The 13,531-nt window shown below is 46.6% G+C and carries 12 protein-coding genes; 9 read left to right on the top strand and 3 right to left on the bottom strand.

Annotation, left to right across the window (positions count from 1 at the left end; all coding sequences use genetic code 11):
• The first annotated feature begins 148 nt into the window (after positions 1-148).
• From ade to HB364_RS08285, 6 genes are all read left to right on the top strand, one after another.
• Positions 149-1,840, top strand: a complete 1,692-nt coding sequence (gene ade, locus HB364_RS08310; RefSeq protein WP_167287420.1) for an adenine deaminase — start codon at positions 149-151, stop codon at positions 1,838-1,840.
• Between the two features lie 401 nt (positions 1,841-2,241).
• Positions 2,242-2,868, top strand: coding sequence for a Crp/Fnr family transcriptional regulator (locus tag HB364_RS08305; RefSeq protein WP_167287419.1), 627 nt, complete (start codon positions 2,242-2,244; stop codon positions 2,866-2,868).
• Positions 2,869-3,006: 138 nt separating this feature from the next.
• Positions 3,007-3,774, top strand: a complete 768-nt coding sequence (locus HB364_RS08300) for a LiaF transmembrane domain-containing protein (RefSeq protein ID WP_167287418.1) — start codon at positions 3,007-3,009, stop codon at positions 3,772-3,774.
• 35 nt (positions 3,775-3,809) lie between these two features.
• A complete protein-coding gene (locus HB364_RS08295; protein ID WP_167287417.1) occupies positions 3,810-4,169 on the top strand; it encodes a DUF4288 domain-containing protein in 360 nt (119 codons plus the stop codon).
• A gap of 33 nt (positions 4,170-4,202) precedes the next feature.
• A complete protein-coding gene (locus HB364_RS08290; RefSeq protein WP_167287416.1) occupies positions 4,203-5,237 on the top strand; it encodes a sensor histidine kinase in 1,035 nt (344 codons plus the stop codon).
• A complete protein-coding gene (locus HB364_RS08285; RefSeq protein WP_167287415.1) occupies positions 5,237-5,974 on the top strand; it encodes a LytR/AlgR family response regulator transcription factor in 738 nt (245 codons plus the stop codon). The genes HB364_RS08290 and HB364_RS08285 overlap by 1 nt, the downstream gene beginning before the upstream one ends.
• Positions 5,975-6,623: 649 nt before the next feature.
• Here HB364_RS08285 and HB364_RS08280 read toward each other — a convergent pair.
• Positions 6,624-7,601 carry a helix-turn-helix transcriptional regulator gene (locus tag HB364_RS08280; protein ID WP_167287414.1) on the bottom strand — a complete coding sequence of 326 codons (978 nt, stop codon included), beginning with the start codon at positions 7,599-7,601 and terminating at the stop codon, positions 6,624-6,626.
• Positions 7,602-7,995: 394 nt separating this feature from the next.
• Here HB364_RS08280 and HB364_RS08275 point away from each other — a divergent pair, with 394 nt between their 5' ends.
• Entirely contained in the window at positions 7,996-8,685 is a 690-nt protein-coding gene (locus HB364_RS08275; RefSeq protein ID WP_167287413.1) for a GNAT family N-acetyltransferase, read from the top strand.
• A gap of 6 nt (positions 8,686-8,691) precedes the next feature.
• Here HB364_RS08275 and HB364_RS08270 read toward each other — a convergent pair whose 3' ends face one another.
• Together HB364_RS08270 and HB364_RS08265 are read right to left on the bottom strand one after the other, a co-directional pair.
• Positions 8,692-10,431, bottom strand: a complete 1,740-nt coding sequence (locus HB364_RS08270) for a M28 family peptidase (RefSeq protein ID WP_167287412.1) — start codon at positions 10,429-10,431, stop codon at positions 8,692-8,694.
• Between the two features lie 134 nt (positions 10,432-10,565).
• On the bottom strand, positions 10,566-11,699 hold the full coding sequence (locus HB364_RS08265) for an anhydro-N-acetylmuramic acid kinase (protein WP_167287411.1): 1,134 nt from the start codon (positions 11,697-11,699) through the stop codon (positions 10,566-10,568).
• A gap of 87 nt (positions 11,700-11,786) precedes the next feature.
• On the opposite strand from HB364_RS08265, the gene upp reads away from it, so the two are divergent.
• Positions 11,787-12,437, top strand: a complete 651-nt coding sequence (gene upp / locus HB364_RS08260; RefSeq protein WP_167287410.1) for a uracil phosphoribosyltransferase — start codon at positions 11,787-11,789, stop codon at positions 12,435-12,437.
• A gap of 66 nt (positions 12,438-12,503) precedes the next feature.
• On the top strand, positions 12,504-13,529 hold the full coding sequence (locus HB364_RS08255; protein WP_246228359.1) for a PorP/SprF family type IX secretion system membrane protein: 1,026 nt from the start codon (positions 12,504-12,506) through the stop codon (positions 13,527-13,529).
• Positions 13,530-13,531 lie beyond the last annotated feature (2 nt).

The following is a 13,531-nucleotide window of genomic DNA, read 5'->3' as shown; positions in this document are numbered from 1 at the left end:
AAAGAGAAGCAGGCGCTATGATCCACCGTTCAGATTGTCCTGTTAGACGTAAAAGCAATGGTAATATTACAGATAACGATGAATATTGTGCCAATCTTTTATTCCGGGCGTTTATGGCCCTATATTTACTTATTAACCAGTTATTTTCATGGCAAGTTTTAGTATTACCGGCTTGTTGGCCGATGTGTGGCAAAAAAAGATCTATCCGGCAGAAGTTGTGGTGGAGAAAGGTATTATCCAGGCGATCAGGCGGCTGGCGGCGGATGCGCCGGTGAATGAAGGATATATACTGCCGGGATTTATTGACAGCCATGTACATATTGAAAGTTCGATGCTGGTGCCGGCCGAGTTTGCCCGGCTGGCGGTGCTGCATGGCACAGTGGCTACAGTGAGCGATCCGCATGAGATTGCCAATGTTTGCGGTCTGCCCGGGGTGGAATATATGATCGCCAATGGCAAGACGACCCCGTTTAAGTTTTATTTCGGGGCGCCCAGTTGCGTGCCGGCCACCGTTTTTGAGACTGCCGGCGCCAGGCTGGATGTACAAGAGGTAGAGATCCTGCTGCAAAAAGAGGAGGTAAAGTACCTGAGTGAGATGATGAATTTTCCGGGGGTTTTGTTTAAAGACCCGGAGGTGATGCAAAAGATCGCTGCCGCCCAACGGCTGGGGAAACCAGTAGATGGACATGCTCCCGGCTTACGGGGAGAGCAGGCAAAGCAATATATTGACGCAGGCATTTCTACAGACCACGAATGTTTTACAGCAGCGGAAGCATTGGATAAACTCCGGTATGGGATGAAGATCCTGATACGTGAAGGAAGCGCCGCTAAGAATTTTGATGCCCTGATTGACCTCCTGCATGATCATCCGGATAACATTATGTTTTGCAGCGACGATAAACATCCCGATAGCCTGGTAGCCGGCCATATTAATGAGCTTTGTGCAAGGGCAGTGGCCAAAGGCATTGATGTTTTTAAGGCGTTGCAGGCAGCTTGTGTAAACCCGGTATTGCATTACCGGTTAGCCGTAGGGTTACTGCGCGTGGGTGACCCGGCCGATTTTATCGTGGTGAAGGATATGGAAAAGTTTGAAGTAAAGGCTACTTATATAGATGGAGAAGAGGTGAGTAGGAAATGGGCCCGCTCTTTGACGGGAGCGAGTGGGAAAGACAATGTTGAGCGACCAGCACCGATCAATAATTTTAATTGCGTGCCGGTGAAGGCTGATGATTTTATTATTCCTTATACGGGGCAGGAGACGGTACCGGTGATCGAGGCACTGGATGGCCAACTGATCACGAACCGTATTGACCTGCCGGCAGGCTGGCTGCTGGATGAAGACCTGCAGCAACTGGTGAGCAACCCGGATAAAGATGTTTTGAAGATGGCGGTGGTGAACCGGTATCAACCTGCCCGCCCCTCCATGGCCTTTATCAGGAACTTCGGATTGAAGGCCGGCGCACTGGCCTCTTCGGTGGCCCATGACTCTCATAATATTGTAGCAGTAGGTGCTGATGACGAAAGCCTGGTTCGGGCCATTAACCTGGTGATCGCGCAAAGAGGCGGGGTGAGCTGTTATAGTCCCGGCCCGACCTCACCGGGTGGAGGAATACCTCAACAGGAGTTGGTAATAGCATTACCAGTAGCAGGATTGATGAGTGATGAGGATGGCTATGCCGTTGCCAATGCCTATACGGCTATTGATGCCATGGCCAAAGCGATGGGCTCCCGGTTATCAGCTCCTTTCATGACGTTGTCTTTTATGGCCTTGCTGGTGATACCTCATTTAAAATTAAGTGACCTTGGATTATTTGACGGCGATCAATTTAAATTGATATAGACCCCAGGGTCCTTTTTTTACTCCTCTCCTTATTATCACTACCGGCTTTTTAAACAGGATTGCACCGTTTGAAAGGACAAATCTGCCAGACTAGTGGACTAAGCTGAAACATGGCATAGTTAAGCAGCCTGTATGTTTCAGGAATGCCATCACGCAACTGGGTATTTTTTCAGTAAACTCCGTTGTCTTAAACGTAAGTTCTACGTAAAATCACTTAGGCCGCTAAAATCCCATTTATTGACAATTATTATACGTATACTTTTTATATCTTTAGTAACAGTTACGGCTATCTTTATTAGAACCCACCATTTCAATACCTCTGAATGATTTTTGACGTGCCGTATGTATCCTTGCCATTTTGTGCCTGTTTGTGAACCCCCCGACTAAACCCGAACCATAGTATGTCTTTTAACCATCAGCCCACAGGTGAGTTAGTTACCACCATCCTGCCGGAGTCTCCATTGGTTGTTTTTGCCCATGCTGTCCATCCGCTGAGCGAGGAAGCAAGGGAATATGCCAACAGAAAATGCTTTCCCTACCGTGTTAAGAAAGGAGAATTCCTGGTGAGATCAGGCGAGCTTTGCCCTTATTTTTATTTTATTCAGAAAGGTATTTTACGCGGCTATGTACAGGATGGCAAGAAAGAGATTACCACCTGGATCACTGCAGAACATGAGCTCGCTACTTCCATTACCAGTTTTCATGCGCAGCAAAAGTCGTTTGAGAATATTCAGGCGATAGAAGAGAGCGAGCTGATAGGACTGCATTATGACGACCTTCAATATCTCTATAATAATTTCCCGGAAGTGAATGTAACAGGCCGGAAACTGCTGGAGAAGTATTACCGGGATGCCGAAGAGCGCGCCTATATTGCCCGTCTTACCGAGGCGACCTCCAAGTACCAGCGCTTTATTGCCACCAAAAGTTTTATGCTGAACCGGGTACCACTGAAGTTTATTGCTTCTTACCTGGGCATGACACTGGAAACACTGAGCCGCATCAGAAGCAAGTTGTCGCACGCGAAATAGTGAGGAGTGAGCGGGTGTTGACACCTGTTTCCGGATTCCCCGACAAAAAGCCTGCTTTTACCGGTTAAATGCCTTTGGTAGCCTGTACGTTATTGCGCCGGCCCCCTGGGTAACATAGCTTTGTGTAAAATCAAGTATATGCAACACGAGGATTCCCCCGAAAAGCAGGCAACGAAACGCTCCCGTAAAAACAAACAGGGAAATACCCTGGCCGGTATCCTGCTACTGGTAGCAGGTGGCGCCTTATTATTGCGGCAGTTTGGTCTTTCCATCCCTCACTTTCTGTTTACCTGGCCTATGATCCTGATCGTAGTGGGGCTCTTCATAGGTACACAAACTAATTTCCGCGATTTTGGATGGCTTATTATTTTCGGGATCGGTGCTTTTTGCCTGGCACGTAATGAACTGATGCCCGATTATGATATCAGGCGCTTTATTGTTCCTATTATACTTATCGCTGTAGGCCTTGTTATATTATTGGCTCCCCGGAATAAAAAGTGGCATTACCGCAAGGAAACTAAACTAGCCACCCTGGAAGCCGGATTTGCTACAGATGAGGGAGGCATTAAAGCCGATGTACTGGATGCCACTTCTATTTTCGGAAATGTGAAAAAGGTCATTTATTCCAAAGATTTTAAAGGGGGTGAGGTAGTATCTATTTTTGGCGGTGTAGAGATTGATCTTAGCCAGGCTGATATTAAAGGTCCCGTTGTTCTAGAGATAGTTTCATTTTTTGGCGGCGCAAAGCTGATCATTCCCCCCCACTGGGAAATACGCCCGGAGGCCACAGCTATTTTTGGCGGCGTTGAAGATAAACGCCCCCGTCAATCCATTACCAGTCCCGACAAGGTATTGATCCTGCAAGGAACGTCTATCTTTTCAGGGATAGACATCAAAAGTTATTAAGGAGCTATATTATACACTTTTCAAAATCCTGATCTATGAGTTGGTTCCTGGCTAAGATCGTTTACCAGATCATTTGCGGAGAAGGCCATCATACACCACAATTTGATGAGCAGTTAAGGCTTATTGAAGCAGATGATGAAACTACCGCTTTTGCCAAAGCACAAACCATTGGTGAGTTGGAGCAGGAGATGTTCTTTAACCAGGCGCAAAAGCTGGTACAATGGAAGTTTATTAATGTGAGTGAACTGTATAAGATCTCTGCTTTGATTGATGGTGCAGAACTTTATTCGAGGGTTCAGGAATCGGACAATGCGGCATCGTATATTGAACTGGTGCATAAGAAGGCCGCACATATCCGTTCAAATATTACACACCGGTTTTTAGAGCTGTTCTGAGAACACGAATTACACAAAGTAGACGAATTATATATGGCTACATCGCCGCTAAGCACGTTTAATAATAAGCTGATCTTTACCGGCTGCTGGCTGACATGGTCTGCAGTACATGTAGCCATTGTGCTGAGCCGGGATCTGCCGTGGTCGATAGCCATTACCGACGCTGCTGTTTCCAATGTTTTGCTGGCCGCCATTTGTTTCCTGGTGAGTAATAATATGCGGTACTACCGGCCACGTAAGGGCCGGTATTGGTATTTGTTGCTGCTGTGCGCTGCCATCTGTGGTTTATGGATGTTGGCGGTAAGGTATGTGCTACTGGAGTTGTTTGGTGATGAACCGTTGTATGTTTCTTTTTTGGAGACATCTCTATCAGTACGTTTTACCATTGCCATACTGTCTACCGGCTGCATGGCGTTGGTAAGTGAGTTGTGGTATACCCAGGAAGAATATAAGGAAACAGAACAGCGGAGCAAAGCTGCTTCAGAACTGGCAAGGGATGCGGAACTGTATAAGCTGCGGCAACAGTTACAACCTCATTTCCTGTTCAATAGCCTCAATTCTATCAGTGCGTTGGTGACAAGCCGGCCTGAACAGGCCAGGAAGATGATCCAGCAGTTGTCGGATTTTTTACGGGGTACGCTGAAGAAGGAAGAACATCAATGGATTACGCTGGAAGAAGAACTGCAACACCTGCAGCTTTACCTGGAGATTGAGAAGGTACGTTTTGGTCACCGCCTGCATACAACGATCAGCTATGATGAAGCAACCTCAGCCAGCCGCATTCCGCACATGTTGTTGCAACCGGTTGTAGAAAATGCCATTAAATTTGGCCTTTATGACACTACGGGAGAAGTAACGATTGGTATAACTGCTACCAGTACTCCTGAATACCTGCAGATCACTGTTCAAAATCCATTTGACCCGGAGACCTCCTCTCCCCGGCAGGGAACGGGATTTGGATTGAGTTCTGTACAAAGGCGGTTATACCTGTTGTTTGCACGCAATGATCTGTTGAGTACGACGGCTGAAGGAGATTTATTTACTACCATTGTTAAAATACCACACTGATGATCAAGGCACTTATTATAGACGATGAGCCATTGGCACGTTCCATTATCCGGGAGTATTTGCAGGTGCATGATTTTATTAGGGTGGTACAGGAATGCAATGATGGTTTTGAGGGCGTTAAAGCGATTCAGCAGCATCAGCCACAACTGATTTTCCTGGATATACAGATGCCCAAGATCAATGGCTTTGAAATGCTGGAGCTGATAGAAGAACCGCCCGCCATTATTTTCACGACGGCTTTTGATGAGTATGCGATCAGGGCTTTTGAGCGCCATGCGGTTGATTACCTGCTGAAGCCCTTTAGCCAGGAAAGGTTTGACAAAGCGATCCTGAAATGGACAGAGCAACGCCAGCCCAATACACCCTCTCCTGCCCCATTGCTGGAAACAGCCTCGCTTTCACCGCAGCAGAGCCAGCGGATTGTAGTGAAGACAGGAGGAAGGATCAGGATTATTCCTATAGAAGAGGTGCATTACCTGGAGGCGGCAGATGATTATGTAAAGATCCATACCTCAGACGGTAATTTCCTGAAGAATAAAACGATGGGGCATTTTGAGCAGGTGCTGGATGGTGGTCAGTTTGTACGAACCCACCGGTCGTATATGGTCAATATACAACGGATCACACGGCTGGATGCCCATGAAAAAGAAAGCTGGCTGGCATTGCTGACAACAGGCGATCGCATACCGGTGAGTAAAGCAGGTTATGCGAAATTGAAAGGAGTGCTGGGAATTTAGCGTGAAGAATACAATAGCAGGTGCTATTGGTTATTAGCCTAACAGTTAGTTTTGGTCAGCCAATAAAAATGGGCGCCGGCTATTATACAAACCTCCAATTTTAGAACCACCCTGATACCGGTATACCAGTATCACTCAACAGGTTTGCATGATCTGTGGCAGGGTCAATGCTGAATATAAGGATCCTCAATTGCAAAAAGGATTTTCACTCATTAACCCATAACATGGCCGGCAGCCCGGATGAATACAGCTAGTTTGCCTAATCAGTTTTGCTACTATGACGGCAAATAAAATACAGAGCCCAACCTCAACATTCGAAACTTTATTACGTGCATGAACTCCTTGTTAGAAAGTCCGGGCACATTTCCGTTTGCACCGTTTCTATAGCCATTACCCGAACGAAGTACTACTGACTGATACAAGCATTGTCATTACTTATTACATCACAAAGTTAGGTCCACTTTCAAATTTCTGTTTTTGAATCCGGGAGTATTTTTTCCATAATTGACCATTATCTCAAATTATTTCCGATCGCATTATACTCCTGTTATCATTCACTGCTTCTTCACAAATATACCAGCACATCGGGTGAGGTTGTTTTAGATAGAAGGATTCTTTTTTTCATAAATGACCAATAAGTCAAAATAATTTACCGGCTCCGGAAATACTTAGGGGGATGGCCATAAAACTTTTTAAAAGCGGTGGAGAAATTGGCAAAACTTTGGTAACCAGCCAGGACAGCAATATGCTCTATGGAGGTATCTGTTTCCAGCAGGAGCATGCTGGCTTGTTTCATCCGTATGTCCAGCAGGAAGTTGTACAGCTTGATTCCAAATAAGGTGAAGAAGCGTCTTTTTAAGGTACGTGGCGTGGCATCATATATTTTGGCAAGTTGTTCCAGCTTTAATGGCTTATCCATGTTGGTGAGCAGGTAGTTTTTTAAGGCATACAAGGTTTCTACTTCTTTACCGGTAAACCTGATTATTTTCTTAAGCGGCCGGGTGGCCGTTTCATGCAATACCATGATTAGCAATTCCTTTACCAAAGCATCATAATGCATTTTACGCAATTCCCCGGTGTAGGGGCAATTCAACAGATCATGAATACAATGCATCATGTTAATGGTAGCGATCTGATTGACCTTACAAAGGCGGGCCGGCACACGGCGTTCTGTTTTCCGCAACCAGTCAGACAGATGCGGGAAACCGGTAACAAAAGAAGCGAGGTAATCGTGTGAAAGATGAATTTCCAGGTTGGAGTACGATTTGTCTTTAAAACTTATTTTCTCCTGGACAAATGGCGTGTATAATAAATTATATCCCCGTTCATGCATGGGTAGGGCACCTGTTTTAAAGTCATAGTAATTGAAGCTGTTGTTCAATATGAACCGGAGTTTGTAAACAGGCTCTTCCCGGATGATGGTGAGGCGGTCGCCCCTTTTTATCTGGTAGTTATTGTACCATACAGCATATTGATCGCCCGGTGTTTCCTGCAATAACAGGTCACCAAAGGCGCCGGACGCAGCCAGGCTGCGCGACTCAGGGATCTTATACTCCCATAACCAGGTAGGTTCCTGGTTGGATAATAGGATATTACCCTCACTTTCGGACAGGATATGGACGTTCATACAGACAGGTTTAATGGTATAAATAGCAGATACAATTTCGGCTATACATCTAAATTTTGTACCATTACGTACATTTTTATTTTAGGGCCCCACATGATTGGCACTCCTTACTCATTTCCACAACTTTCTAAGTGTTTTCCTGTATCAAAAGCTACATATTACGGCGTATTCACCTAAAAAAAGGGTGAAAGAATCCTGCAGTTCAGAAAAAAAGAGGCAAATTTCTATTCCTATTACAGTGGTAGCCGATTGCAACTTTCATGGTGGCTACAACAATAATAAGGCAACCAAACGAATACTTCCCTGTAACGAGATCATCTAACAAACCGTAACCCTTTCATAGAATACATTTTTTTGGTCAAGGCTCTGGTATACATACTTTAAATCAACAGTAATGTCCACCAGCTTTATTTTTATGCCCGCTGCTTTTCAGGCCAAAACAGGAGCAGTTAACAGCCCTGCTGATACCCGTAATATTAATGTGGTACATAAGATGCTGTGCAAGCCTGTTTCGTACGATGCAGTACAGAATGTTATTTACTCCCACGATTTTAAAACAGACCAGGTAATTATTTCCTTACGATTATTGTGTTTGTCCACCGACCTGCCGGTGATCTACAATTGGTTGCCTTGGGAATATACCCGGCACCTGAAAAAAGAAGCCCATGTAGAGCACCTGCAGGAGATCTATAGCCGGATTGCCGGATCGGGTACCGCACAATCGTTCATGGTGATGATGAATGGTACGAACCTGGCGCAGGCGGATGTTTACCAGGCCTCTGCTGACGATATCAGTTTACAATACGCCGTAAAGCCCGGGGATTACAAATTGCAGTTCCTGATTAAACCGGAACGGTTACTGATCGGCAATTATTCCATTTCTGCTATCCAAACGACCCTTGAATTTTTCTTTTCCTTCCAGGAGGTGAAACGCATTGTTATGCAGCTTGATGAAAATGAATACCTGAATAATAAGATGGAAAAAGCCGGATTTATATTTCATAAGAAGACTACTTCCCGGCAAAAAACATCACGCCTTTATACCTGTACAAAAGAAAGTTTTCTGAAGACAATACAGCATTAATGGCTGTTATTGAGCAATACAGGCGGCAGCTTCCTCACGTACTTGTTGCTGAGCCCGTTTAATAGCCTTGTCTATTCTGTTATTAGCACCTTTCACCGCAATGTCCCTTGTTTTATCGAGGGCTGTCAGGTACCAGTCGCGCCATACATCCAGGATATGTTTTTCCCGGGCGGCATCGCCTCCCTGCTGAATGATTGCTTTGCTCAATCCACATTCCGTACGCAGCCGCTGCCGGGCATTTTCAGCGAGGTCTTTTATGAGCGCCACAGCCGTATGACGGTTGGCCTGTGCGAGCAGGTAAGCAGTGACCAGGGCACTAACTCCTACGTGCTTCATTTCTTCGGCAGAGACCATGTCGAGCCGGTCGCCATCGGTATGATAAAATACATCGGTAAAATGCCACATGAGCAATCCGGGGATTTTGGCCTGCAAAAACGGCGTGTGGTCGCTTCCTCCTTCAAAAGGGTTGGTGTTTACTATCCATCCGGTAGCTTTTGATTCCTGCAGGCAACGGTTCAGCAACAGGTCATTAAAGTAATGGGGAAACATGTCTGATTCCTTTAATGGCGAGCCGCCCCATTCACTGTGTTTATCATTGCCCCTTGTCCAGATGGCTGAGGGATCGGGCATTTTTTCAATGAGGAAGCTACCGCCTGTTTTTTGTACATCCTCCCCTACCATATCGAGGCTGAGCCCCCATTTTATACCCTTTGCCCGGATGGAATCATCGCGTATATACCGGTTGGTAGAGACGATCTCATCACCCCATAAGAACGTGATCGTACGTTGGGGAGCTATCTGTTTTGCTTGCACAAGTTGCGCTGTAAGGCGGGCCATTTCGGCCAGGGTGCCTACGCCGGTGGCATTGTCATTGGCGCCCGGCTCCTGTACATGCGCACTGAATACAAAACGCTCATCGGGCTTTACGCTCCCACGCACATTGGCTACGATGGTCAACTCTTCGGAGGGATATATCTTTGTATGGGTGATTACCCGCACTGAAACGGGACCTTTGGCCAGTGCAGCTTTTAATTTCTCCCGCGCTGCATAAGATAAAAGGATGCCCCATTTGCGCCGGGCAGAATCGGCCTCATGCCTGATGCCCTGGAATTGTATGGAGTTAATATGCTTTTGTGGTTGTGTATATCCCGGCAGGGAATAGGACAAGGCGCCCAATGCTCCTTTATTGATGGCTTTCGTGTATACACTACCTATTCCTCCTTCGGCCAATACGATCTTCCCGGTAAGGTCTTTCCCTCCGAGCTCTTTATCAGTGGCTTTTCCAATATCTACCAATTCTGCTGTAATACCTGCCGCCGGTGTAGAGCCGGAATACATGGCCAGCATGTTACGATTGGTCGTAAACTCCAGCAATGGTTTATCCTCGCCCACAATAAATAGTTGCGCATTCACCGGCTCCCAGGTAGGCCTTTGCAGAGGGCGCTTTTCAATGCGGTAAGTAAGGATGGCATCGGTTTCCCCATTTACCTCTTTTTTGAACCCGGCCTGCTGCAGTATTTTTTCTACATAGAATATGCTTTCATTGAAACCGGTATTACCGGCAATCCGCCACCGTTGCTCTACAAATGCTACGGTTTGGTAAGCATTGTCCGCTACAAAATGTTTACGTAAGAGGTTGAAATATTTCTTCTCCTGGGAAGATGCTTTTTGAGCAAATGATCCGGAACACGATAGGATTAGTACCAGCAAGTGGATTACTGCAAAAGGTTTATTGGTTATATGCATGAAATTTCGTTAACCTCAGTTAGCAGGCTAACCGTTACAATATACGAATTATCCGGACGCTGCTGCCGCCAGCCATGTTAAGGATTCGCAATTGAAAGACCAATTGTCCGGGATCAATATTTAATGCGCAACGATCAGGCCTCCTGACCGATCCATACCGCACCGCCAATGCTGTTACGCAGTGAACCGGTTACTGATGCCAATACATTATTCTCTTCGCGCCAGCGCAGCACACCGATCAATGCCATGATGATGGCTTCCTTATAATCTATCAGCTTTTTATCAGGTACCACTACGTCAATATTGATTTCACGCAATAAGGTAGCTAACCGGTCAATGAGGAAGGTATTATGGGCACCACCGCCGGTGACGAGCAGTTTGTAGGGAGGTTGGTCGCTGGCAGCCGGTGGCTGGTGGCCGGAAAACAGACAGGCGCTCAACGCATTTTTAACCTGTACGGCAATATGCTCTACATACGTTCTGAGGCTATCCTGTATCCAGGTATCTTTTATCCTGAACCGGGAACCGGTTACCAGAGGAAATACGACATCGGTACCAAAGTCATTGGCCAGTGATTTAGGCCCGGGCAGGTGATAATACTCCAATGCATTAAGAATATTTAATAACTCTGGCTGAAGCGTTCCGCCGGCAGCCATTTGCCCGCCTTCGTCGAATGATTTACCAGCTTTATTGGCCAGCATGTTAAGCACGCGGTTGGCAGGGCATACATCGTATGCGATATAATGGCTGGCAAGGTTGCAGGAAACATTGGCAATACCTCCAAGATTGAGGAATAAGGGGTAATCTTTCAGAAGCAATTTCTCCCCGATGGGCACAATGGGGGCGCCATTTCCGCCGAGGGCCACATCCATGGCCCGCAGATCGCTGACAACATTGATGCCGGTGGCGGCAGCAACGGCGGCGCCATCGCCCAATTGGGCCGTCATTTTTTGGGCAGGCATGTGAAAGGTGGTATGCCCGTGCGACGCAATGAGCTGTACCTGGTAGTCCAGCCCGTATTCTTCTATAAAAGCATTGACCAGTTGACCAGTATAATGCCCATAGGCGGTATGCAATAACTGGTAATCTGCGGCATTGAGCGAGGTGGCTTTTTTCAGTTTTTCTACCCACTCGGCGCTATAGGCGTAGCATTCTGTAGCCTTTATCTCATAGCTCCAGGCGCCGGCCTGCTCATGGAATTCAACAAATGCAATATCCAACCCATCCAGGGAACTGCCACTCATGAGCCCGATTACACGATATACCATAATTTTTATATTTCTGATTTCAGAACGTAGGTTATAGTTTTGTTCACCAAATGTCAGGCTTCGCCATCAAAATCCAAAACTTAAAGCATGGTAATCAATTTAAGCGACCAAAGTTCCCTGGTATCTCAATGGATCAGTGAACTGCGTGATATCCAGGTACAGACGGACAGGATGCGCTTTCGCCGTAACCTGGAACGCATTGGCGAAATAGCCGCTTACGAGATTAGTAAAGTGCTTGAATATGAAGAGAAAGAGGTGCAAACGCCGCTGGGTATCTCCGTATGCGATGTGTTGAAGGAACAACCTGTACTGGCTACCATCCTGCGCGCAGGCCTGCCCCTGCACCAGGGTCTGCTGAATTATTTTGATAAAGCCGACAATGCCTTTATTTCCGCCTACCGGAAGCATTTACGGGATGGATCATTTGAGATAAGTCTGGAATATGTTTCCTGCCCGGAACTGGAAAACCGGGTAGTGATTATTTCCGATTCCATGCTGGCTACCGGCTCTTCCCTGGTAAAAACGATCCAGTATTTACGGGAAGAGGGCCATCCGCGGGAGATCCATATTGTGGCCGCTATTGCCTGCACCGTTGGGATTGAATATGTTCAGCGCAGTGAGCCGAACGTCAAATTGTGGTGCGGGGCCATTGACGAAGAACTGACGGCCAAAGGATATATTGTTCCCGGATTGGGCGACGCAGGCGACCTGGCTTTTGGCACAAAGGTCCAAATGTAAAATTTACATTGACATTCCCCCTTTTTGTTGTACTTTGGAGGTACTTAGTAAGTACCAACTATGCGGATGAGGAATTTATTTATACTGATGGCCATTTGCCTGATGCTGAAAACGGCCGCCGTTACAGCCCAGGACCCTAACTTTTCCCAATTTTTTGTTTCTCCCCTTACACTGAACCCCGCACTAACCGGTAAGTTCAATGGCAATTTCCGCATAGCCGGCAATTACAGGGACCAATGGCCCGCTATCAGCAATGCTTTTATTACTTCCACCGCCTCTTTCGATGCGCCGATTCTGAGGAATCGCATATCCGAGCTGGATACCTGGGGCGTAGGGGTGATGGCCATGACCGACAGGACTGCCAATGGCATTCTTACCACCAACTCTATTTCACTTACCACCGCTTATCATAAAGGACTGGACGAAGATGGCCTGCATCAGCTCGGCATTGGATTCCAGGGCACCTATACCAATAAAAGGCTGGATGGTACGAAACTGCATTTTGAGACTGAGCTAGACTCTTTGGGAGGCTGGACAAACGCCAGCGGTGAGGCAGTTGATGACCAGGTGATCAACCTGAATTATTTTGATTTCAGCGCAGGCGTACTGTATAATGGTTCTACTGATGGATATAATAACTTTTATTTAGGGGTATCTGCTTACCACCTCAATAAGCCCCAGGAAAGCTTTACCGGTATTTACTATACGTTGAATCCACGCTTCACCGTACATGCCGGTGGTGCTATCCCGATAGGTGACCGCAGTAAAACGATTTACCTGAGCTCCCTGTTCAGCCGGCAGGCGGCAGCCAGCAACATTGTATTGGGCGGCGCTGCAGGCTTCAACGTAAATGGGGATGAAGAGAACCCAACAAATTTTTATGCCGGTCTATGGACACGTTTCAATAATGTCAATGATGCCGTGATCCCTTATATTGGTCTTGAGTTTGGCGGCTTCCGCTTAGGCGCTTCTTATGATGTTAACATCTCCAGCCTTAAAACGGCTTCCCAAAGTCGTGGAGGTATTGAAATTTCCCTGATCTATATCAATTTGCCGCCGGGTAATAAAGGTATTCCCTGCCCGAGGTTCTAATA

It is taken from the genome of Paraflavitalea devenefica (assembly GCF_011759375.1).
Lineage (GTDB): Bacteria > Bacteroidota > Bacteroidia > Chitinophagales > Chitinophagaceae > Paraflavitalea > Paraflavitalea devenefica.
Note: the sequence above shows the minus strand (reverse complement) of the source record. Positions and strands in the feature narration are given on the sequence as shown.